Raw genomic sequence first — 22,277 nt, 5'->3', positions numbered from 1 at the left:
TTTTAATTATTTTAATAGGTGAGTCGCTTACTTTAATTCCTGAAGATAATATTCTTTCAATAAATATTTTTGCTGATCCATCTAATATTGGCACCTCTTCATTATCAATTTCAATTAGTGCATTATCAATCCCTAAGCCAAACAATGCACCCATTAAATGCTCTATTGTTGAAACTTTTGCCCCAAATTCATTTTCGACAGTTGTGTTCAAAGATGTATTACTTACATTCATAAAATTTGGATAAACTATATTGTTTTCTTTTAGATCTACTCTTTTAAATACAATTCCAAAATTAGGCTCAGCAGGCTTAATTCTCACATTTACACTTAGTCCACTATGAAGAGCAATGCCGCTGAAGCTGACATTATTTTTGATTGTTTTTTGAGTTAAATAAGACACATGTACTTTTAATTTGAATTTTTAATTATTAAAAAACAACAAATGTTACTGGAAAAAACAAAATTAGCTAAATAGTTGAAAAAATTTTTCAAAAAAGTCTAATTTTTTAGTGTTTTTTGGTACAAACAAAACCTCATTTTCATTGTAACCGCACGAAATCCTATAAGACATTTCTGATAGCTCAATATCATTCTTAAAATTTTTTTTGACATAATTTCCATCAAAATATTTTGATATTTTAATTTGATAATTTTCTAAAATCTTATTTAAATCATAATTAATATCATTTGAAATAGATTTAAAATTAACTTCCAAAGCAAAGTTTTCACATTTTAAGTTTTCTTCAAATAACAACTGCGTCTTACCATTAATAAAATATTTATTAACTATCATATGAATAATTTCTTGGTTGTGATAACTCTCTCTAAATAAATCTTTGGCTTCAACAAGTGAATTTTCTAAATATTCTTTTGTGATTGAAATATTATAATTTTTTTTTTTAATTCCAATTTCTAGATTAAAAATTTTTTTATCTTCAAGAATAACAAATATATTTTCTATAAATTTTCCACTTAATTTTTCAATTTTGAATATATTTTCATCAAGAAATTTTTTTAATTCATCATGATTTTGATAAATAGTATCATTTTTTAAGATAATTTCCTCTTTATATAAATTTGTTAAATTATTTGTATCAAATAAGTATATTCCATATTTATTTGGAGAAATACTTAAGTAATATTGTAATTCATTCTCTTTATTCATCTAAAACAATCTTATTTTGTAATCTTGCATCAATAATTTTAAAATTTTCTCCATTATAATTTTCTAAAAACTCGTACAAATTATCCAAAGTTTCTTGCGTTAAATTATTTGGTAGTTTTAATAAAATATTATCATGAAACTTTAAGTCCCATCTTTTTGATGAAAAAAAATATATATTTTTTATTTCATTATATGAAAATTTTGACCTATCTATAATTTTTTTAAATTTTAAAAATTCTTCAACCTTAGGTTTGCCAAAAATATAAGGTAATTGATTGTAACCAGACTCAATTAAAGTTAATTTACCATTTGATCCAACAAGATAATTTTTACCATTATCATTTATTTTTGCGAAAAAATTCGTTTTATCAATTTTAATATTTATTGTAGATGGATATTCTTTAAATACTACATAACTCTCAATTAAAGAGTTTGAATTAATCAATTTTTCAATTTTTTTTTTATTGATAAAAAAAATATTTCCTAAATTCAAATTTTTCAACTTATTCAAAAGAATTTGATTATTTTTTTCATCTAATCCAAAAATATTTATATTTTCTATTTTTTTAAATTTATAATTATTAATTGTGTTGTTACCAATTGAGGAAACAATTATTAATAAAAAAAAATAAAGTAGAATTTTTTTACTTTTTCTTTGATGCATCTTTCAACATCCATTCAATTAATTTTAAAAAGCTTATACCTCTATACAATGCTATTTCTGGTACTAATGATAGTTTAGTCATCCCTGGCTGTGTGTTAAGTTCTAGTAAATAAAAATTTCCATTGAAAAATTTAAAATCTGACCTAGTTACTCCTCTGCAGCCAATAATTTTATGAGCTTTGTAAGCTATATCCATTACTTTATTAAACTTAGATTTAGGCAAATCTACAGGGATGATATGTTGAGTTTTAGATTTTGAGTCATATTTTGCTTGGTAATCATAAAATTTTCTTTTGGGTTTCAGTTCAATTGCTCCTAATTTTTTATCACCCATAATCGCAACTTGTATTTCTCTTCCTCCAATAAATTCCTCAATTAATACTTTTTTATAAACTTTAAGTTTATAAAGAATTTTATCTAAAGTCTTTTTACTACTTATGTAGACATTTACACTCGAGCCTTCATTCAAAGGTTTAATTACAACTGGAAATCTTAAATTTTTGTTGATTTTATTTATTAAATTAGATTTTGTAATGTCATAAGAATATGTAAAAAATTTTGGGGTTTTAATTTTATTTTTAATAAATAATTTTTTTGAAATTTCTTTATTCATAGCTATTGAAGATGCTATTGCTCTTGAATGAGTGTATGGAATTTTAAACCTATCTAATATAGTTTGAATATATCCATCCTCTCCAAATTGACCATGTAAAGCATTAAAGATCACATTCGGCTTAAATAATTTTATATTTTTTTCTAAATAATTATCTGGTTCAGAAATTTTAACTCTATAACCATTTTTTTTTAATTCTTTAAAAACTTGATTTCCTGTATCAAGACTAATTAATCTCTCTTTAGAAATTCCACCTGATAGTATAAGTACTTTTTTTTTCAATTTATTCTAAAATTTTTATTTCTGTTTCTAATTTAATGCCTGTCTTTTTAAATACACTATCGGATACAAAATTTATTAATTTTTTCATATCTTCAAACTTAGCATTACCTTTATTTACAAAAAAATTACAGTGTTTTTGAGAAATTGATGCATCTCCGAATGATTTTTCCAACGGCACAGACTCTTTAATTAATTGCCAAACTTTTTTATTAGATTGATCTATAGGATTTTTAAATGTGCTACCACTGGTTCTAATTTTTGTCGGTTGAGCTTGCTCTTTTTTTTCTTTAAGTGATCTTATCTCATTCTCTATTATACTCTTATCTTTCTTAAAACCTCTAAATGATGCACTTAAAAAAATAAGATCTTCAGATAATCCACTGTCTCTATATTTAAAATTAATATCTTTTGCAGGTAAAGTAATTACTTGACCTGATTTATTTACTGCCTGAATAGAAATAAGAATATCTTTAAACTCTCTCTCAAAACAACCTGCATTCATTTTAATACCACCACCTATTGTACCAGGTATACAAGAAAGAAACTCAAAACCACCTAAACTACTTTCCATTGCAAAATCAGATAAAGATTTATCTGTAACAGCACTACCAGCGACTATGATTTCTTCAGAATGTAAAGAAATATTATTAAAATTTTGAGTAAGTTTTATTACAACTCCATCAAATTTCTTATCAGATATAAGTGTATTAGAGCCAGCTCCTAATATAAATATTTTTTCTTTATCTTGAATTTTTTTAAGAAACTTAATTAATTCTTTTAAATCACCTGCCTTATAGAAAGCTTTGGTTTTGCCTCCTATGTTAAACCAATTTTTTTTTTTTAGATCATAATCTAACTTTAAATTGTTATTAAATTCTAGGCTCAGCTCTTTTAAATCAATTTTCATTATAACAATTTAGGTAATTCTCGCATCCAGCTTGAAATAGTCCCCGCGCCCATTCCTATAACAATTTTTTTTCCAAATATGTTTGCTTTAATAAATTTTGCTAATTGAAATTTATCATCTACTAAAAATAGCTGGACTCTTGAGTTTTTAATTATTTCTTTTGCAAAATTTATATAACTAAATCCAAGCTTTAATTTTTCTCCAGCAGTATAAATTGGAAACAAGATAACTTTATCTGCATTTTTAAAAGCGTAGGTAAATTCTTTTTTTAAATCTTTCAATCTTGATATTCTATGAGGTTGGAAAATACATATTTTTTCATAATCTTTATAAACATTTTTTACACCATCTAGCACCTCTTTGATTTCAGTAGGATGGTGGGCATAATCATCATAAAAATCTACGTTGTTAAAATTGAAAATTTTATTAAATCTTCTTTGAACCCCTTTAAAATTCTTAAGTCCTTTTTTTATATCATTTACTGGTAGACCTACAGTTAAAGCTAACGCAGTTGCAGCTACAGAATTTTTAATATTATGAGTTCCTAATAAGGGGATTTTAAATTTTTTAATTAATTGAATTTTTTTGTTTGGTAATTTTATATTTAAGTCAAACCCAGAGTACTCTTTTAATTGTTTTATATTTTTAATACAAAAATTTGATTTGCTATCCAATCCATATGTATAGAAGTTTTTATTTTTGATATTTTTAATTAATTTTTTGTTATTTTTATCATCTAAACAAATAAATGATTTTCCAAATGAAGGAACTCTATTTACAAAATTTTCAAAATATTTATTTAATTTAACCATACTACCATAATAATCCATATGCTCTCTATCTATATTGGTGATGATTGAATATGTTGGGGGTATATAAATAAAACTTCCATCTGACTCGTCTGCCTCTAATATAGACCAATCACTTTTCCCAAGTTTTGCAGAATTATTAATTGAATTTATTACTCCACCATTAATTATTGTAGGATCAATTTTTGTTTCTTGAAATATAGATGCTATTAAAGATGTTGTTGTGGTTTTGCCGTGTGACCCAACTACTACAATATTTTTTGTTAAAGAAACAATATTGGCTAGCATTTCTCCTCTTTTATAAACGGGCAATTGTTTTTTTTTAGCCGCAATAAGCTCAGGATTATTTTTTTTAATAGCTGAAGATACAACTAATATAGTTCCCTTTTCTATATTTTGTTTCTTATGTCCAATAAATACTTTAATTTTTTCTTTTCTCAATCTTTCAATATTTTTATTATTTAAAATATCGCTTCCTTGAACTTTAAAACCTTTACCTTTCATTATTAATGCTAAGCCGCTCATACCTATTCCACCTATTCCAACGAAATGTATAAGTTCTGATTTTGCTAATTTAATTTTCATTAATAATTTTTAATATTTTTTGATTAACATTATTCCATGTATTTTGATAATTTAATTTCTGTAAATTTTTTTTTTTTGTCATGTAATCCTGACTTTTATTTATCATTTCCATTAAAAATTTCTCAAATTTTTGGTCATCAAAATTCTTTTGATCAATTATCCAACAGCAATCCTGTTCCTTGTAGTATTTTGCATTTTCATACTGATGATTATCTTTTGATGACGGAAGTGGTATTGCTACAAATGGAATAGCTAATAAGGATAGTTCAGCTAAACTTGAGGCACCTGCTCTTGTTATACATAAATCTCCCTGTTTTAAAACTTCATTAAAATTGTGATCAAAACTGAAAACTCTATTTTCAATATTATTCTCAGAATAAAAATTTTTTAAAAAATTTATATTTTTTTCACTTGTTTGATGAATAATTTTGATAGAAACTTTTTTTGCTATACTCACAATAGATTTATTTAAAAGCTGATCAAAGATTTTTGCACCCTGACTACCCCCTATTATTATAATTGTGAATAAATTATCTTTTTTTTGATACTCAACAGTTTCATAATATTCTTTTCTTATCAAAGGTTTAATAGTGGTTAATTTATTATTAATTCCATATGGTAAATTAATTAAATTCTTTGAATAACATATTAATTTTTTTGATAAATTTAAAAAAAATTTATTTGCTCTTCCAAGAACCATATTTGGTTCAATTAAAAAAATATTAATGCCCAATATTTTTGCTGCTAAACATAGTGGTAAAGACATATAGCCACCAGTAGAAATTAAAATTGAAATTTTATTTTTTTTTAACAGAAAAAAAGATTTTACAGTTAGAAAAAGTATTTTTAAAAATGAAAAAGGAAGCAAAATATAATTATTTAATTTTGGAGTATTAATTACGAAAACTTTGTAATTCTTATCTAAATATGCAAGACCTCTTATATCAGTTGAAATAAAAATTTCATGCGTATGCTTTAAATGATTATAAAATGTAATTGCTGGTATAACATGACCTCCAGATCCACCTGTGGAAATTAAAATTTTTTGTGCCATCTATTAAGTTATTTTTCTTTTTGTTAAATTTAAAATTATCCCAGCTAATATTGATGTACTTATTATCGATGAACCACCATAACTTAAAAAAGGTAACGTCATTCCAGTAGTTGGAAATAATCTTATATTAACCCCTACATGAATAGTGGCCTGCATTAATATTAAACTAATAGAGCCAATTAAAATAAGTTTAACTTTATCATTTGTCTCAAAACTTATTTTTTTAAAAACCATATAAATTAAGATCAAAAACAATAATAATATTAAGATTATGGCAACAACACCAAACTCTTCAGAAATTACTGAAATAATGTAGTCAGTATGAGCTTCGGGAACTCTATTTTTAAGAACTCCTTCACCTACACCTTTTCCAAAGAAACCCCCGCTTGTAATTGACTCTATTGCTTTATCAGATTGAAAATTATGAGTGCCTGTTTCTCTATTAAAAAATGAAAAAATTCGTCCTTGGATATAATCAAACCTAGGAACATAAATAATAAGATAGGCAAGCAAAAATGTACCGGTAATAAATATAGCTAAAAGAATATATATATTAATTCCTGATGTGAAGATTAGAGTGGCCCAACAAAATACCACTAGTAAAGTTTGGCCAATATCTGGTTGAACTATTAATAGTAGAGAAATGATAGATATCAAAATGATAGATATCAAATATTTAAATAAAATATTTGATCTAATATCACATAAAATAGTTGCTAAAATAATTACCAAAAATGGTTTTAGAACTTCTATGGGCTGAAATCGTGGTAAGAAAAATAAGTCTATCCATCTTTTAGAACCTTTAACTTCAACACCAACAAATGGCACAAAAAATAAAGAAATAAGTGAAATAAAAAAAAGAAAAATAGAGTATTTATATAATTGATCTGAATTTAAAGAGGAAAATATAAAAATAAGAAATATTCCAATTAACACATAAATCAAATGTTTAAAAAAGAAGAAATAACTGTTGGTATCTAGCTTATCAGAAGCTATTAGAGAAGTTGAAACTAAAGAAAAAAATAATCCAATAACAAATAATAAACTTATTAGTAAAAAAATAGATTTATCTATGTTTTTCCACCATTGATAATAAAATTTATAAAAAATACTATCGCTTTGCATTTATATACTTTTTAATTATTTGATTAAAATAATACCCTCTATCTTCAAAATTTTTAAAGCTATCGAATGAAGCTCCAGCTGGACTGAAAAAAATAATATTTTTTTTAGATTGTTGAATATTAATTTCTGAGAAAATAACTTTAAGAGTTTCTTTTAAATTTTTAAAATTTTTAATTTTTAATCTATTTTTTAAAATTTTTTTAAATTTTCTGTGATGCAATCCAAAAATATAAGCTTTGATATTTTTACTCTTTATTTTTGATAGTTTAAATTTGTCTCCTTTTTTGGGGATTCCTCCTAATATCCAATACGCATCATTTAAATGTTTTAATATATTTTCTGAGGAAGCAAAGCTTGTAGATTTAGAGTCGTTAATTATTGTGAGATTTTTTTTGTCAAATATAATTTGTTGTCTAAAATCTAGGCCTTTAAATTTATTAATTGTTTCAATTAATTTTTTGTAATTAAGTTTTAATCTTGGAGCAATTTTTAATATAAATGATAAATTTTCTTTATTGCCATCAGATAAAAAATATTTATTAGTAATTTTATTAAACTTTTTATCTATACTTGAAGTCTGTACTCTGTAGATTTTTGAACTATATGTGTTTTTATTTAATTTTTTAGTTATTAGTTCATCTTCTTTTTTTACATATGCAAAAGATCCACTTACTTGAGATTTTAATAATTTAAATTTTGCATTTACATAATTTTTTAAACTTTTATGTCTCTCAATGTGGTCTAGGGTTATGTTTAAAATTATCGCATATTTTGATCTAAATACGCTACTGTAATCTAGCTGATAAGAAGAAGCCTCTATTACAAAGATTGTTTTTTTTGTAATATTTTTTTCTGATAACGCTGGATTGCCAATATTCCCAATAAGTCTTGAGTCTCTTTTTTGATCGATTAAAGCATCATTTAAAATTTTAGCAGTTGTAGATTTACCGTTAGTTCCAGTAATCGTAATACTTTCATTGTTATAAAATGAAAACAATACATCAAGGTCAGTATGAATTTTCTTAAAATTTTTCTTTAAAAATTTCGATAATTTACAATTTGAAATATCAATTCCAGGACTAATAATAATTCTATCAAAATTTATTTTTTGAATTTGCTCTAACCTAATTATTTTGTTTTTGATTTTTAAATTATTTTTGTGATTATCATCAAACAAATAAACATCGGACTTGTTTTTTAAAAACTTATAAGATGAAATGCCACTCTTTCCTAAACCATAAATTAATATTTTTTTTCCAAAAAAAATATTATTGAATATTTTCATTATCTTAATTTTAAGGTAGCTAAACCAATCATTGCTAGGATGATAGAGATAATCCAAAACCTAATTACAACTGTAGACTCTGGCCATCCCTTTTTCTCAAAATGATGATGAATAGGCGCCATTCTAAAAATTCTTTTTCCAGTAAGTTTAAACGAAATCACCTGAACCATTACTGAAACTGCCTCTAGTACAAAAAGTCCACCAGTTATAGCTAAAACAATTTCATGTTTTGTGATAATTCCTACTGCACCTAAAGATCCTCCAAGAGATAATGAACCTGTATCACCCATAAAAATTTTAGCTGGTGGAGCATTGAACCACAAGAAACCTAGACAAGAGCCAATAATTGCCCCACAAAATATTGCTACTTCACCGGTTCCTTCGATGTAGGGAATTTGTAAATAATTCGAAAATACTATATTTCCAGTAACATAACTTATAAATGCAAAACATGCTGCAACTAATATTACAGGTACTGTTGCTAGACCATCTAATCCATCCGTAAGGTTAACAGCATTAGACGAACCAATAATCACAAATATTGCAAATGGTATAAAAAACCATCCAAGGTTAATGATTAAATTTTTAAAGAATGGAAAATATAAATTATTTAAATCTTGATAATCGTTTAAATAAACAAATAAACTCACTCCTATAATCGCTAATATTATTTGTGAAATTATTTTAAACTTGGAAGAAATTCCTGATGAGTTGCTAAATTTAATCTTCTTAAAGTCATCATACGCTCCTAATAAACCAAAAGTAATTGCTATGTAGATACAAAATAAAATATTAATATTTGATAAATCTGCCCAAAATATTACTGATACCAACAAGCCAAATAAAATTATTAAACCTCCCATTGTTGGTGTGCCAATTTTTTTAACTATATGATCTTCAGGTCCATCGTCCCGGATTGGATTTAAAATTTTTTGTTTTGAAAAAAATTGAATAAAAGGACCACCAATAATCAGCACAATAACCAATGAGGTGAAAAAAGATAATCCTGTTCTAAAAGTTAAATATTTAAATACATTTAAAAAACTAAAAGTATCTACAAAATTTAATAAAAATTGATAAAGCATTTAATGTGATCCTCTCAGGTCTTTTACTATGTCGTTGAATCCTGTCGCAAGTGAGGCTTTAACCATTAAATAATCATTATTATTTAAATCTTTTTTGATCAATTCAATAATTTGAGATTTATTTAATAAAATCCCACCTTTTTTGGCTTTTGAGATACTTTCAAATATTATGGATGCCATTTTACCTTTCACAAATACTTTATCTATCTTGGTTTGATTAATTATTGGAGCAATAGATTGATGAAGTTTTTTAGAATGACTACCAAGCTCCAACATATCACCAATTAGTAAATATTTCTTTGATGTTTTTGAGTTTATTTTATCAAAATTTTTTATGGCTGATTTTAATGATAGAGGATTTGAATTATAACTTTGATCAATTAAATTAATTTTTTTATTCTCAATTTTTACTACAGAATGATCTCCCCTTCCTCCTGGAATTTTGAAATCGAGAAAAATATTTTCCTTAAGTTTAAATATATTTTTATAAATACTAATAACTGCTAAAGCAGAAAGTGTATTATATATATTGTTTTGAAAATCATTAGATAATATAAAATATTTTTTTTTATTATTTAATCTAATATTAATTTTAAATTTTGTTCCATAAGGCTTTACATTAATTAATTTAATATCTGATATCTGACTTTTAATTCCAAAAGAAACTACTTTAATTTTATTTTTTATGGCAATTTTTTTGTGTAATTGAAAAAAGCTGTCATCTGCATTTAATACAACATAACCATAAGGTTTTATATTGTTAATTATTTCAGATTTTGCCAAAGCAATTTGTTTAATATTTTTAAAATTTTTAGCATGTGCATAATTTATGTTTGTTATCACTCCAACATCTGGTTCTATAATTTTTGATAAATAATCAATTTCACCTTTTTTATCCATTCCAACTTCTAAAATTCCAAACTCATCATTTTGTTTTAAATTAAATAGACTCAAAGGAACCCCAAATTTATTGTTATAAGATTTTGGAGAAATACTTACTTTGGTAATTTTACTTAATCCGTTGCCCAGTAATTCTTTAAGTGTAGTTTTGCCACAACTGCCCGTGATAGCTATAATATTTGTATCAATACTTTTTCTAAAAGTTTTTGAAATATCTGTTAAGAATTTTAAAGTATTTTTTACTTTAATCTGACGACTTTTATTTAAGTTATTTTGAATTTTGTTTACTACAGCCAACGATGCTTTTCTATTGAATGATTGTGCAACAAATTTATTACCATCATTTTTTTTTCCTTTAATAGCAAAAAAAATATCATTTCTGGTGACTTCTTGAGAATTAATTCTTGCTGTTTTTAAAGATATGGAAGTGGACAATTTTTTAATTTTAGCTGTATCTTTAATTACATTTAATTTTAAATTATTTGATAAATTATTATTTTTATTCTTAATAGTATTTAAAATTACTTTTCTATCCGAAAAGAAAATTTTTTTACTTCCAATATCTTGTGTTTTCTCATGGCCTTTTCCAGCGACTAACAAAATATCACCTGAATTCAAATTATGAATAGCTTTTTTTATTGCTACTGCTCTATTAGAAATTTCTGTAATTCTTTTTTTTTTGATTCCTTTTTTTATATCTCTTCTTATTTTTTGAGGATTTTCAAATCTAGGATTATCATTTGTAAGAATGATACTATCTGCAAAATCACTAGCTATTTTCCCCATTTTTGATCTTTTATTTTGATCCCTATTCCCCCCACAACCAAATAGAACTGTGATTGTTTTATTAGGAAATTGTTCTCTAAGATTTAGAAGACACGTTTTTAGAGCATCAGGCGTATGAGCATAATCAAGAATTACTTTTGATTGATTTTTAATTTTACCAATTTTTTCAAACCTTCCCTCAACTGGTTTTAATTTTGGAATTGTATTTAAAATTTTCTCTAAACTAATACCACTATATTTTGCTGCAATTATTGCCATCAAAACATTTTTTAATTGTATTTTTCCAATTAAATTTAAATTTATGTTCCTTATTGAACTATTTAATTTAATTCTTAAAAATTGACCCTCTCCTTTAAAATTATGAGATAAAAGCTTTAGATTATTTTTTTCATCATTAAGTGTATGCAATTTTAATTTCTTATTAATTGCAATTTTTTTTATTTTTTTAAACTCAGGTATTAATTTATCTGTAATTACATTTCCTCCTTTTGAGATAAGATTTTCAAATAAATAAAGTTTTGCATTTAAATAGTTTTTTAAATTTTTATGGTAATCAAGATGATCCTGGGATAGATTAGTAAATATACCTGAATTAAACTTTAAACCATCTAATCTATTTTGCTTTAAACCATGGCTTGAAGCTTCCATAATTACATTTTCTATTTTTTGTTCTTTTAACTTACTTAATATTTTAGCTAATTTGATTGGATCTATTGTGGTATTAGATAAATTCAAATTAATACTTTTTGATTTAACACCTAATGTGCCAATTGAAGCACATTTTTTATTATTTAATTTTAATATTTGATAATAAAAATCTGCAACTGATGATTTTCCGTTTGTGCCAGTAACTGCAATTAAATTTTTTGGTTTTTTATTATAAATTTTAAAAGCTGTTTCAGCTAATAATTTTCTTACATTATTTGTATGGATATACAAAATTCCATTTTGGAATGGATTTGTTTTTCTTTCGCTTACAATAATTTTAGATCCTTTTTTAATTGCTTTAGGTATAAATTTATTACCATTAATACTATTTCCTTTGATAGCAAAAAAAATATTATTTTTTTTAATACTCTTCGTGTTAAATGAAATTCCTGAAAAAGAAAAATTTTTATAATTTTTATTTATTTTATGAAAGTAGTTTCCTAGAAGCATAATTAATTAACCTCTATATATTTTGTGGCTAAAATAGGCCCGATTTTATCTATGACTTTTCCTGCTACCTCTACTGAAGTCCAGCCAGCTGTATTATAAAGTGTACCCTTCCACCCTCCTTTTCGGTGTCTATACTTATAATAATAATCTTTAGATTTTTTTGGAGTATCTAGCATTACAACAAAAACAAATTGTGGATTTGATGTGGGAAAAATGGAGGCAAAAGTATTTATTTTTGCATCAGAATATGCTCCTCCTTCAGGTTGATCAGCGGTTCCTGTTTTTCCACCAATTTCATAATTTTGAACATCTGCAAATTTAGCTGTCCCTTCCTCAGTATTTACAATTTTTCTTAAAGCGCCAACAACTTGTTCTGAAATACCTTTGTTTAATATTCTTTTATTTTTTTTATTAAAATTATTTTCTTTATAAATTAATGTTGGCTTAATTTCATACCCACCATTTGATAAAACAGAATAACCTTTTGCTAATTGAAGAATTGTAGTTGCTATTCCATGTCCAAAAGAAGCTGTAGCTAATCTGCATTTTCCAAAATCATAATTTTTTTGAGGAGCAACTTCTTCAATATCAAAATCAATATCACTTAACACACCAACTTTTTCTAAAAATAATTTAAATTTTTCTGAGCCAACCTTTTGGGCAATTTTTACTGATCCTATATTTCCAGATCTAACTAAAATTTGCTCTGCAGTTAAATCTGATGGTATTTCATTGTCGTACTCACCTATTCTGTGTTTGTCGCATTTAATTGATTTGGGTAAATTTAAAAATTCAGTCTCTGGTTTAATTACCTTTTCATTTAAAGCGCTAGCAAAAGTAAATGCTTTAAATACTGACCCAAGTTCATATGTTCCTTTAGTTACCCTGTTAATATAATTCACATCTGTAATATTTTGTCTTTCATTTGGATTAAAATCTGGCAGAGAAACTAATGATAAAATATTGCCATTATTAACATTCATTAAAATGGCTGCACTACCTTTGCTTTTAAAAATTTCCTGATATTTAATTAATTCTTTTCTAATTAAAAATTGAATATCTTTATCTAAGGTAAGTTTAATTGACTCTTTTGATTTTCTAAGTTCATCATTTAAAGATTTTTCTAATCCAGAAATACCATTATTATCATCATCTATTTGACCTAAAACATGACTAAAAAGATTTTTTTGTGGATACATTCTTAAAACTCTTTCTTCTGGAACTAAAGATTTGTCCCCTAATTTCATTATTTTTTCATAATTTTCTTCTGAAATTTTCTTCTCTAAATAAAAAAATTTCTTAGTTTTTATTTTTTTTTTAATTTCATCAAAATTTTTATTAGGAAAAATAATATTTAAACTTAGTAGTAATTTTTTTTCATTGATTATATCTGAAGTTTTTAAACCTATATCAATCGATTTAACTGTCTTAGCTAAATAATTTCCATTAATATCTATGATGTCTGCTCTATAAAGCTGATTTTTAGATGCAGGAAGATTATTGATTTTTTCTAATTTACTCTTTCGTGAACCTAAGTGAACAAGGTGTATTGTATAAATTAAATATATAATAAAAAAAACAAAGAAAATAAAAGCTACACGATTAAATTGAATATTTAATCCATTTTCTTTTTTCTTAAATGTAAAATCACTTTTATAGTCCTCTATAGTTAATTTCAATTTATTATCAGCCATTACTCTTTAATAATTTTAAAATTTTGAATTTTATTTACATCATTTGAAATGTTGTAGACTCTTATATCATTTATATTTTTTTGAATTAACTCATCCTCAAAATACAAAGACTGATATTCAAGTAAAGTTTCTGAGGAACTTAAATAATCATACTCCAAGGATACATTTTCAAATTCAGTCTTTAAAATTCTAATATTCTCTTTTGCAGTAAATATTTCATCTTCAATCTGTTTAGTCGTATTTTTTATTATTGCAGTTGATAGGACTAAAAAAAAAATGACTACTGCTAAAGCAAACTTTTTCACAGTTTGTCTCCATAATTTTCAATTTCAATGTAATTTCTGAATTGCTCCTCTATATCGGTATCAAAATTATAAAAATCTGTTTTTTTAATCGCATATCTAAATTTAGCAGATCTAGATGGTGGGTTTTCATTCACCTCCTCATCTGAGGGTGTTATTGGTTTTTTTTGAATTAAGTTAAACAGTGTATCTACTTGCTCAATAACCGGGCTATATCGTGAAATACTTTTATTTTCAGATAGACTTTTAAAAAAATATTTTACTATTTTATCCTCTAAAGAGTGAAATGTAACTACCCCCAAAACACCACCTTTTTTTAAAACTTTAGTGGCATTAATAAGTCCAAAAATTAGCTCACTTATCTCTTTATTTACAAATATTCTAAGAGCCTGAAAAACCTTGGTCGCATTATGAACTTTAAAATTTTTTCTTTTTTTTGATTTATCAATAATTTCAACTAAAGATTTAGTATCAATTTGATTTTTAGATCTTTCTTTTATGATATTTCGTGCAATAAATTTTGCCTCTTTTTCATCTCCAAAAAATTTAAAAATTTTTTCTAATTCTTTTTCATCGAGTTTGTTAATTACATCTTCCGCTGTACAACTATTTAATCCTAACTGCATATTTAATTTACCGCTGGCATCGAATGATAATCCTTTTTTTGGATCTTTAATTTGAGTATAAGAGTAACCAAGATCAAAAATTACACCTCTTATATTTTCATTTTTAAGCTTTAAATTACTTAATTGACTAAATTTTATATTTTTAAAAATAAATCTATCTTCAAATTTTTCTTTTAATTGATTAGCAATTTTTGCACTCTCTATGTCTCTATCAATTGCTATTACTTTTGTATTTTGAAAATCTAAAATATTTTTGGAATAACCGCCTTGACCGAAAGTACAATCGATAAATGTGCCACCATGTTGAGGGGAAATAACGCTAATAATTTCTTTTAGCAGTACCGGATAATGCTTTTGCATTTTCGGTACTATGGTGGCGTCCATTTATCTCTTGGAAGACCATTAATTTTTTTGTCTTCTTAAGAATGCTGGTATCTCAAGATCGTCTTCTTCCTCTTCATCTGAAGTCAATAAATCTTCAGGGCTTGAATTATCAGACTCTGAACTAAATAAATCTGGTGCATCTGAGTCAACTCCAAATTCTTTTAAATCATTAGAGATTTCCTCTTCATTGTTGGTATCCTGATAATTTTCATGAGTAGTTTCCATAGCTTCTTGAGCAAAAGATTTCTCAATTTCATTAACTGAGCTATCCTCAACTATACTTTCACTTTCCATGTTAGTATTTTGAACAACATCTTCATTCATCATTTGATTATTAGAACTTTCAGTTTGTTGTTCTTGGATAATCTCATTTTCAAGTTTTAAAGCATTGGCACCATGTGTAATGGGGTTTGATGCTGTTGTTTTGGAAAAATTAAAAGATTGAGATGATCCCATATTTGAAAAATCTGAATAACCAGGATTACGGTTTTGAATTCGATGAACCATATTCACAACTGATTTTGACTCAGGTTGTTGACCATCTAATGATGTTGCAACAATTGAAACTCTCATTTTTCCATCTAGCTCAGTATCAGTGATTGCACCAATAATTAACTCTGCTTCAGGATCAACTTCAGCTCTTACTTTATTTACAGCTTCATCAACTTCAAAAAGTTTAAGATCTTTACCACCGGTAATATTTACCAATAAGCCTTTTGCACCTTTTAAAGTATAGTCATCTATTAGTGGATTGCTGATTGCCATTTCTGCCGCTTTAAGAGCTCTACCTTCTCCTTCAGCCTCTCCTGTTCCCATCATAGCTTTACCCATTGCTGCCATAACAGTTTCAACATCAGCAAAATCTAAGTTAATTAAACCAGGTCTAACCATCAAATCAGTTATACTTTGAACACCATGCATCAATACATTGTTTGATAAGTTAAATGATTCTTCAAAAGTTGTCTGTTCATTTGCTATTTTGAATAGGTTTTGGTTTGGAATTACAATTATTGTATCAACATGTTTTCTTAACTCTTCCAAACCTTGTTGTGCTCTTCTCATTCTAGAGGGGCCTTCATATAAAAATGGAAGAGTCACAACACCTACAGTTAAGATATTTAATTCTTTAGCAGCTCTTGCGATGACATGAGCAGCACCAGTGCCCGTTCCACCACCCATACCAGCTGCAATAAAAACCATGTTTGCACCTTGAAGTGTGTTTACAATTTCATTTAAAGATTCATCAGCAGCTGCTTGACCGATATCAAGTTTTGCTCCTGCTCCTAAACCTTTTGTTAAATTCAAACCAATTTGAATTCTTGTTTTAGCTTTACTAAGCTTCAAATCTTGAGCATCAGTATTTACTGCGATAAATTCTACACCTTGTAGATTATTTTCTATCATTTCGTTAATTGCATTTCCGCCAGCTCCACCAACTCCTAAAACTAGTAGTCGTGGCTGTAGCTCTTTTATCTCTGGTGCTTTAAAGTTAATTGTCATCTTTTATCCCCTATTGTTTGTTATGTTGAAGCTCCCATTTAAGATTACCACGATTAATATTTGCTTTTTTCCTCGCTGTTATCTTAAATTTTTCAAATGCTGTTGGCTCCCATATTTGAAATGTTTGGCCTTGACCAACAAACAACATGCTATTTTTTATTTTTGCATGTTTTAATAATTTTGATGAAAGTGAAATTCTGCCTTCACTGTCGAATTGTAAATTTATACTTTCTGCTAATATTGATGTTGCAAAGTAATCTCTTTTTTCCTCAAAAGGATTTAAAGAATCAATTGCTGAAGAAATTTTTTCAATTCTATCTTGAGAACACGCTTCTATCGAGGAATTATTAAATGATGGATAACAAATAACACCATTGTAACCTAGATTGGATAAATGTGACCTAAAACTAGCAGGCACAGATACTCTCCCTTTTTTGTCTAATTTGTTTTCGTATGTTGATAAAAACATAAAACATAAATCCCTTTATTCCCATATAATGGGAATTTATGGGATATTATGGGTTTTAGAACTGAAGGTCAATACCTATTATTTAGGCACTATTATTGTTTTAGTGATAATGAAAATAGACACTAGTACTTAAAAAATGAGAACAAACAAAGAAACCTATAATGATATTTTGATTTGAAGTGCCAGATAAACTATAAGCCGGGTTCTGTCATTTAAACCTATCATTTGTCTAGGCTTAAGATCACTCTTAAGCTCAAGCAACTAACCCTGATGACTAGCCAAGGACGGCTTTTAGTTTTTCAACAATGTCATCTCTACTTAGTCTTGCTCCCAGTGGGGTTTTCCAGCGTTCATTGTTACCAATAGAACCGGTGCGCTCTTACCACACCTTTTCACCCTTGCCATGTTATGGCGGTTTATTTTCTGTGGCACTATCCCTAGGGTTTCCCCCGCCAGGTATTACCTGGCACTGTGTCCTTGTAGAGCCCGGACTTTCCTCTTTAAAATGAATTAAAGCGATAAGTCGTTTATCTGGCAATTACAATTTATTACTTAAGTTTATATTTTCAAGGAATATTATTTAAATTTTTTCGCTATATTTTTACTTATTAATAAGCATTCTTGATCAATTATACCATTTATTAATGATGGCCTAAATCTTCTTTGAAAAGCTTTTGTAAGTAATTTGATATTTTTATTTTTGTCTTTATTTAAGACTCTTGAATAACCTATTTTATATAAATTTTTAAAAAAATTAATTTTGTGATATTTATAAACTTTTAACTCTCTTGTTTCAAAAAGTTTTTTTTCATTTAAATCATGCCATAATCCAACATTATTTTTGGATAAATGTTTCCAAGGAAATTTTTCACCAGGATCTTTTTTTCTTAAAGGAGCAATGTCAGAATGCCCCAAAATAAATTTATTTTTAATTTTATATTTTTTAATTAAATATTTGCTTAGTTTTAATATTGATTTAATCTGTTTTTTTGGAAAATTTTTATACTTATTATCGTGACCTGGATTACTTATTTCTATACCAATTGAGTGTTTATTAATTGATTTGAAATTTTGCCATGACGAAATTCCTGCATGCCAACTAACATAAAGTTCTGGCACTAAAGTTATTATCTTTCCGTTGTCTCTTATTAAAAAATGGCTACTGACTTTTGATTTAACATCAGTAAGACGATTGATTGCCTCTTTATCATTTTTCATACCTGTATAATGGAAAATAATAAATTTAATTTGTTCAAATCTTCTTTTTTTAATATCAAAATTGGGTGAGTAATTCAGAGTTGTATTTATGTTCATTTATTTATTAAATTTGGCTACTTTATAGACATTTTATAGTCATTTTTTTAAAATAATTCTTAATTTACATTTAAATTTTATATATTATACAGATTGTAATGTTTAGAAAATTAGTACTTTTAATAACTTTAATTTTTTTAACAGCGTTCAACGCGAACGCTGGATCTGATGGTGAATTAATCTTAAAAAAAAATAAACCCACTGAAGTTAAAGATTGTTTTGAGACTATAAACAGAGCTACTTTCGCTTTTAACCAAGCTTTAGATGGAATATTGTTTCAACCAGTTGCTAGTGCATACAGAGTCCTACCTTCTCCAGTCAAAACTGGAGTAAGTAACTCTCTTAATAATCTATCTACACTTGTAACAATTCCAAATAATATTTTGCAAGGGGATTTAAAAAAAGCTGGAGTTAATTCTGGCAGATTTGTTATTAACACAACGGTTGGCATTTTAGGTTTAATTGACGTAGCTCAACATTTAGGTTTTCCTGAATATGAGAAAGAAGATTATGGTCAATCTTTAGCAACAATGGGTGTAGGTCCTGGTTGCTATTTAGTTTTACCTGTTTTAGGACCTAGCACAGTTAGAGATGCAACTGCATCTGTAGCAAACTTTGTTGGCGGAGATGCTTGGTATAATGTAACAGTTGTAAACGATACACAGCATTTCAGTGATTTTGATTATTATGCATCAAGAGTTACAAGTGGCATAGATTTTAGAGCTAAAAACTATGATGCTATAGAAAATTTAGAAAAAAATTCAATTGATTTTTACGCTTCAGTAAAAAGTTTATATTTACAAGATAGGCAGCAGAAAATTTTAAACACAAATAAAATTATTGAAACCCAAGATGATAGTGATTGGGAAGAGATAGAAACTCAGTAATTAAAACTAGCTTAATGAAATTTAGTAAATTTTTATTAGTTTTATTTTCTTTTACATTAATTTTAACAAATTCTTATTCAATAGAACCAGATGTATTTGTTCAATCTACAGTAAATAGGGCATCTAATATTTTGTCAAAAAATATATCTAAAGACGATAAAATAAACGAATTAAAGGCAATAGCTAAAGAGACTGTCGACATTAGAGGTGTTGGTTTTTATTCACTTGGACCAGTAAGAAAAACTTTAGATGAAAATCAAAAAATCAAGTATTCCGAATTATTTGAGTCTTACTTTTTAAAGAGTTTTTCAAGTAGACTAGCAGAGTATACTAATCCAGAAATTGAGGTTCAGGGTAAAGAGGTTCTAAATAAAAATTATACAATTGTAAATAGCCTATTAATTGGAACAACTGATAGACCTGAAGTAAAAATTGATTGGAGGATATATACTAAAAATCCAGACAATCCATTGATAAGAGATTTGATAATTGAAGGTTTAAGTCTAGCAAGAACTCAAAAGGAGGAGTTTTCATCAATTTTAAATTCAAATGATGGAGATATTAATATTTTATTTAAAACCTTAGAAGAATTCTCTAACAAATAAAAAAATTTTTTTGGTGGGCCCGCCAGGACTCGAACCTGGGACCAATACATTATGAGTGTACTGCTCTAACCAACTGAGCTACAGGCCCAAAACTATAAAACTTGTTATATCATTTTAACCAAGTTATCAATTAAAGATAAAAAAAAATGGTGGGCCGTGTTGGTTACGCTCCAACTACCCCTGCAATGTCAATGCAGTACTCTACTATTGAGCTAACGGCCCTTTCTAACTTTCAAGGAAACTTTTTAATTGCTTCGATCTACTAGGGTGTTTTAATTTTCTTAAAGCCTTAGCTTCAATTTGTCTAATTCTTTCTCTGGTAACTGAAAATTGTAAACCAACTTCCTCCAATGTGTGGTCAGTATTCATTCCAACTCCAAATCTCATTCTTAAAACCCTTTCTTCCCTTGGTGTGAGTGTAGATAATATTTTTGTAGTTGCCTCACCCAAGTTTGATTTGATTGCTTGCTCAAGTGGAGCTAAAGCTTTTGTATCTTCTATAAAATCTCCTAAACTACTGTCTTCTTCATCTCCTACAGGTTTTTCTAATGAGACTGGCTCTTTTGAAATTTTTAAAACTTTTCTTACTTTGTCTAGTGGCATTCTAAGTTTTTGAGCAAGTTCCTCTGGCGTTGCTTCTCTGCCAAACTCACTTAAAATTAACCTTTGGGTTCTAACAATTTTATTAATTGTTTCAATCATATGAACTGGAATACGTATAGTTCTTGCCTGATCTGCAATTGATCTAGTTATTGCTTGTCTGATCCACCATGTTGCATAAGTTGAGAATTTATAACCTCTTCTATATTCAAATTTATCAACTGCTTTCATTAATCCGATGTTTCCTTCTTGAATTAAATCCAAAAACTGAAGACCTCTATTTGTATATTTTTTAGCAATAGAGATAACCAATCTTAAATTCGCTTCAACCATTTCTTTTTTTGCAATTCTTGACTCCTTCTCTCCCTTTTGAATTCTGCTAACTAATTTTTTAAAATCTGTTACTGAAATTCCAAGTTTATGACTAATTTCGATCAATCTTTCTCTAATATTTTTAAAATCTTCTCTATTTTTCGAAAAAAATTGTTTCCAAATTAAATTTGTATCTAAGAATTTTTTTAAATTTGGATTAATTTCATTTCCAATATAAAATTTTATAAATTCGTTTCTTGATATTTTATTATCAATCGCAAGTCTTAATAAATTTCCTTCTAAGGAAATAATTTTTTTATTTTCTACATAATGTTTTTGTACTAATTCCTCTAAAACTGATGGAGACAATTGAAGAGATTTTATATTTTCTAAAATATCGTTAACTAATTTTTCATATCCTTTTTCTTTTGCTGGTGACAAACTTTCAGATTTTAAAACATGTTCAAGTTTCTCTTTTTGATACTTTATTAATTTAGTATATTCTTTAGTTAGTATATGAACAGTTTTTAAAACTTTTGGTTTAATTTCAGTTTCCATTGCAGCAAGTGTTGGATTAAAATCGTCTTCATCGTCAGAGGTACCTTCATCCTTGTCTATTTCACCTGAATTTTTTTGTTTAGCGCTAGGTCCAGTAGTTTCATCTTCCATATAATTTGTATCAATATCAATAATTTCTCTAACAAGAATTTCATCTTTTTGAAGTTGCTCATTCCACTCAAAAAATTGTTGTGCTGTGATAGGGCTCTGTGAAAGTGCAATCAGCATTACGTCTTTCCCGGCTTCTATCCTTTTTGCTATTGCAATTTCACCTTCTCTAGAAAGTAGTTCAACTCCTCCCATTTCTCTAAGATACATTCGTATTGGGTCATCACTTTTCTCAATTGTTTTACCCTCTTCTTTATTGGAATTTTCTTTTTTTCTTAAAACTTTAAAGTCAGATTTTTTTTCGACTAGAGTTACATTTTCATCTAGGATGTGTATAAATGCTTGAGCTAAATTTTCATCAGACAAATTTCTTTTGCCAAGAGATTTATTTAATTCATCGTAAGTAATAAATCCTCGATGGATCCCTCGACCCATTAGTCTTGCAAATGATTTTGTAATAATTCTTTCCACAATATTTGAGTTTAGGGGTCTTATATAAT

20 protein-coding genes, 2 tRNA genes and 1 other RNA gene are annotated in these 22,277 nt (G+C 26.7%); 2 read left to right on the top strand and 21 right to left on the bottom strand.

Annotated features, from left to right (window positions below):
• The 18 genes from ACTT9L_RS07340 to ACTT9L_RS07255 form a co-directional block, all read right to left on the bottom strand.
• The coding region (locus tag ACTT9L_RS07340) for a UDP-3-O-acyl-N-acetylglucosamine deacetylase (protein ID WP_440928647.1) at positions 1 to 400 on the bottom strand (400 nt) is incomplete at its 3' end.
• Between the two features lie 63 nt (positions 401 to 463).
• Positions 464 to 1,165 (bottom strand): hypothetical protein, encoded by a 702-nt coding sequence (locus ACTT9L_RS07335; RefSeq protein WP_440928646.1) that lies wholly within the window; start codon positions 1,163 to 1,165, stop codon positions 464 to 466.
• Positions 1,158 to 1,829 (bottom strand): cell division protein FtsQ/DivIB, encoded by a 672-nt coding sequence (locus ACTT9L_RS07330; protein ID WP_440928645.1) that lies wholly within the window; start codon positions 1,827 to 1,829, stop codon positions 1,158 to 1,160. Before ACTT9L_RS07330 ends, ACTT9L_RS07335 begins: the two co-directional genes overlap by 8 nt.
• Complete coding sequence (locus tag ACTT9L_RS07325) at positions 1,810 to 2,724, bottom strand: D-alanine--D-alanine ligase (RefSeq protein WP_440928644.1); 915 nt, start codon at positions 2,722 to 2,724, stop codon at positions 1,810 to 1,812. The genes ACTT9L_RS07330 and ACTT9L_RS07325 overlap by 20 nt, the downstream gene beginning before the upstream one ends.
• Position 2,725: 1 nt before the next feature.
• Positions 2,726 to 3,631: a UDP-N-acetylmuramate dehydrogenase gene (gene murB / locus ACTT9L_RS07320; RefSeq protein WP_440928643.1), complete on the bottom strand. Its 906-nt coding sequence runs from the start codon at positions 3,629 to 3,631 to the stop codon at positions 2,726 to 2,728.
• Entirely contained in the window at positions 3,631 to 5,025 is a 1,395-nt protein-coding gene (gene murC / locus ACTT9L_RS07315) for a UDP-N-acetylmuramate--L-alanine ligase (RefSeq protein ID WP_440928642.1), read from the bottom strand. Before murC ends, murB begins: the two co-directional genes overlap by 1 nt.
• Positions 5,015 to 6,079: a UDP-N-acetylglucosamine--N-acetylmuramyl-(pentapeptide) pyrophosphoryl-undecaprenol N-acetylglucosamine transferase gene (locus ACTT9L_RS07310; protein WP_440928641.1), complete on the bottom strand. Its 1,065-nt coding sequence runs from the start codon at positions 6,077 to 6,079 to the stop codon at positions 5,015 to 5,017. The genes murC and ACTT9L_RS07310 overlap by 11 nt, the downstream gene beginning before the upstream one ends.
• A gap of 3 nt (positions 6,080 to 6,082) precedes the next feature.
• Entirely contained in the window at positions 6,083 to 7,204 is a 1,122-nt protein-coding gene (locus ACTT9L_RS07305) for an FtsW/RodA/SpoVE family cell cycle protein (RefSeq protein WP_440928640.1), read from the bottom strand.
• Positions 7,191 to 8,489, bottom strand: a complete 1,299-nt coding sequence (gene murD, locus ACTT9L_RS07300) for a UDP-N-acetylmuramoyl-L-alanine--D-glutamate ligase (RefSeq protein ID WP_440928639.1) — start codon at positions 8,487 to 8,489, stop codon at positions 7,191 to 7,193. The genes ACTT9L_RS07305 and murD overlap by 14 nt, the downstream gene beginning before the upstream one ends.
• Positions 8,489 to 9,574: a phospho-N-acetylmuramoyl-pentapeptide-transferase gene (gene mraY, locus ACTT9L_RS07295; RefSeq protein WP_440928638.1), complete on the bottom strand. Its 1,086-nt coding sequence runs from the start codon at positions 9,572 to 9,574 to the stop codon at positions 8,489 to 8,491. The genes murD and mraY overlap by 1 nt, the downstream gene beginning before the upstream one ends.
• A complete protein-coding gene (locus tag ACTT9L_RS07290; RefSeq protein ID WP_440928637.1) occupies positions 9,575 to 12,418 on the bottom strand; it encodes a UDP-N-acetylmuramoyl-L-alanyl-D-glutamate--2,6-diaminopimelate ligase in 2,844 nt (947 codons plus the stop codon).
• Between the two features lie 2 nt (positions 12,419 to 12,420).
• A complete protein-coding gene (locus tag ACTT9L_RS07285; protein ID WP_440928636.1) occupies positions 12,421 to 14,112 on the bottom strand; it encodes a peptidoglycan D,D-transpeptidase FtsI family protein in 1,692 nt (563 codons plus the stop codon).
• Complete coding sequence (locus tag ACTT9L_RS07280) at positions 14,112 to 14,417, bottom strand: cell division protein FtsL (RefSeq protein WP_440928635.1); 306 nt, start codon at positions 14,415 to 14,417, stop codon at positions 14,112 to 14,114. The genes ACTT9L_RS07285 and ACTT9L_RS07280 overlap by 1 nt, the downstream gene beginning before the upstream one ends.
• Positions 14,414 to 15,424: a 16S rRNA (cytosine(1402)-N(4))-methyltransferase RsmH gene (rsmH, locus tag ACTT9L_RS07275; RefSeq protein ID WP_440928634.1), complete on the bottom strand. Its 1,011-nt coding sequence runs from the start codon at positions 15,422 to 15,424 to the stop codon at positions 14,414 to 14,416. Before rsmH ends, ACTT9L_RS07280 begins: the two co-directional genes overlap by 4 nt.
• A gap of 18 nt (positions 15,425 to 15,442) precedes the next feature.
• On the bottom strand, positions 15,443 to 16,924 hold the full coding sequence (ftsZ, locus tag ACTT9L_RS07270; RefSeq protein WP_440928633.1) for a cell division protein FtsZ: 1,482 nt from the start codon (positions 16,922 to 16,924) through the stop codon (positions 15,443 to 15,445).
• A gap of 10 nt (positions 16,925 to 16,934) precedes the next feature.
• Positions 16,935 to 17,393, bottom strand: a complete 459-nt coding sequence (mraZ, locus tag ACTT9L_RS07265) for a division/cell wall cluster transcriptional repressor MraZ (protein WP_075536451.1) — start codon at positions 17,391 to 17,393, stop codon at positions 16,935 to 16,937.
• A gap of 178 nt (positions 17,394 to 17,571) precedes the next feature.
• Positions 17,572 to 17,928: RNase P RNA component class A (gene rnpB, locus ACTT9L_RS07260), an RNA gene on the bottom strand.
• A 41-nt stretch (positions 17,929 to 17,969) separates the two neighbouring features.
• Positions 17,970 to 18,707 carry an N-acetylmuramoyl-L-alanine amidase gene (locus tag ACTT9L_RS07255; protein ID WP_440928632.1) on the bottom strand — a complete coding sequence of 246 codons (738 nt, stop codon included), beginning with the start codon at positions 18,705 to 18,707 and terminating at the stop codon, positions 17,970 to 17,972.
• Between the two features lie 98 nt (positions 18,708 to 18,805).
• On the opposite strand from ACTT9L_RS07255, the gene ACTT9L_RS07250 reads away from it, so the two are divergent.
• Positions 18,806 to 19,594 carry an MlaA family lipoprotein gene (locus ACTT9L_RS07250; protein WP_440928631.1) on the top strand — a complete coding sequence of 263 codons (789 nt, stop codon included), beginning with the start codon at positions 18,806 to 18,808 and terminating at the stop codon, positions 19,592 to 19,594.
• A 14-nt stretch (positions 19,595 to 19,608) separates the two neighbouring features.
• On the top strand, positions 19,609 to 20,199 hold the full coding sequence (locus ACTT9L_RS07245) for an MlaC/ttg2D family ABC transporter substrate-binding protein (protein ID WP_440928630.1): 591 nt from the start codon (positions 19,609 to 19,611) through the stop codon (positions 20,197 to 20,199).
• A gap of 11 nt (positions 20,200 to 20,210) precedes the next feature.
• Here the strand turns inward: ACTT9L_RS07245 and ACTT9L_RS07240 are convergent.
• The 3 genes from ACTT9L_RS07240 to rpoD all read right to left on the bottom strand — a co-directional run bounded on the left by ACTT9L_RS07240 (position 20,211) and on the right by rpoD (position 22,248).
• Positions 20,211 to 20,287: transfer RNA gene (locus ACTT9L_RS07240), tRNA-Ile, on the bottom strand.
• 59 nt (positions 20,288 to 20,346) lie between these two features.
• Positions 20,347 to 20,421, bottom strand: a tRNA-Val gene (locus ACTT9L_RS07235).
• 3 nt (positions 20,422 to 20,424) lie between these two features.
• The gene (rpoD, locus tag ACTT9L_RS07230; RefSeq protein WP_440928629.1) at positions 20,425 to 22,248 is read right to left on the bottom strand and encodes an RNA polymerase sigma factor RpoD; all 1,824 of its coding nucleotides are present in this window, start codon (positions 22,246 to 22,248) and stop codon (positions 20,425 to 20,427) included.
• Between the last annotated feature and the right edge of the window lie 29 nt (positions 22,249 to 22,277).

It is taken from the genome of Candidatus Pelagibacter sp., from assembly GCF_052049675.1.
GTDB lineage: Bacteria > Pseudomonadota > Alphaproteobacteria > Pelagibacterales > Pelagibacteraceae > Pelagibacter.
The sequence above is the reverse complement of the archived record's forward strand: the minus strand, read 5'-3'. Positions and strand labels throughout refer to the sequence as shown.

Excerpts from the sequence above, each read along its gene's own strand:
- ACTT9L_RS07255 (WP_440928632.1), bottom strand. The coding sequence starts at position 18,707 with ATGAACATAAATACAACTCTGAATTACTCACCCAATTTTGATATTAAA.
- ACTT9L_RS07250 (WP_440928631.1), top strand. The coding sequence starts at position 18,806 with ATGTTTAGAAAATTAGTACTTTTAATAACTTTAATTTTTTTAACAGCG.
- murC (WP_440928642.1), bottom strand. The coding sequence starts at position 5,025 with ATGAAAATTAAATTAGCAAAATCAGAACTTATACATTTCGTTGGAATA.
- ACTT9L_RS07245 (WP_440928630.1), top strand. The coding sequence starts at position 19,609 with ATGAAATTTAGTAAATTTTTATTAGTTTTATTTTCTTTTACATTAATT.
- mraZ (WP_075536451.1), bottom strand. The coding sequence starts at position 17,393 with ATGTTTTTATCAACATACGAAAACAAATTAGACAAAAAAGGGAGAGTA.
- ACTT9L_RS07335 (WP_440928646.1), bottom strand. The coding sequence starts at position 1,165 with ATGAATAAAGAGAATGAATTACAATATTACTTAAGTATTTCTCCAAAT.
- ACTT9L_RS07310 (WP_440928641.1), bottom strand. The coding sequence starts at position 6,079 with ATGGCACAAAAAATTTTAATTTCCACAGGTGGATCTGGAGGTCATGTT.
- ACTT9L_RS07305 (WP_440928640.1), bottom strand. The coding sequence starts at position 7,204 with ATGCAAAGCGATAGTATTTTTTATAAATTTTATTATCAATGGTGGAAA.
- murB (WP_440928643.1), bottom strand. The coding sequence starts at position 3,631 with ATGAAAATTGATTTAAAAGAGCTGAGCCTAGAATTTAATAACAATTTA.
- ftsZ (WP_440928633.1), bottom strand. The coding sequence starts at position 16,924 with ATGACAATTAACTTTAAAGCACCAGAGATAAAAGAGCTACAGCCACGA.
- rsmH (WP_440928634.1), bottom strand. The coding sequence starts at position 15,424 with ATGGACGCCACCATAGTACCGAAAATGCAAAAGCATTATCCGGTACTG.
- ACTT9L_RS07290 (WP_440928637.1), bottom strand. The coding sequence starts at position 12,418 with ATGCTTCTAGGAAACTACTTTCATAAAATAAATAAAAATTATAAAAAT.
- ACTT9L_RS07330 (WP_440928645.1), bottom strand. The coding sequence starts at position 1,829 with ATGCATCAAAGAAAAAGTAAAAAAATTCTACTTTATTTTTTTTTATTA.
- mraY (WP_440928638.1), bottom strand. The coding sequence starts at position 9,574 with ATGCTTTATCAATTTTTATTAAATTTTGTAGATACTTTTAGTTTTTTA.
- ACTT9L_RS07285 (WP_440928636.1), bottom strand. The coding sequence starts at position 14,112 with ATGGCTGATAATAAATTGAAATTAACTATAGAGGACTATAAAAGTGAT.
- murD (WP_440928639.1), bottom strand. The coding sequence starts at position 8,489 with ATGAAAATATTCAATAATATTTTTTTTGGAAAAAAAATATTAATTTAT.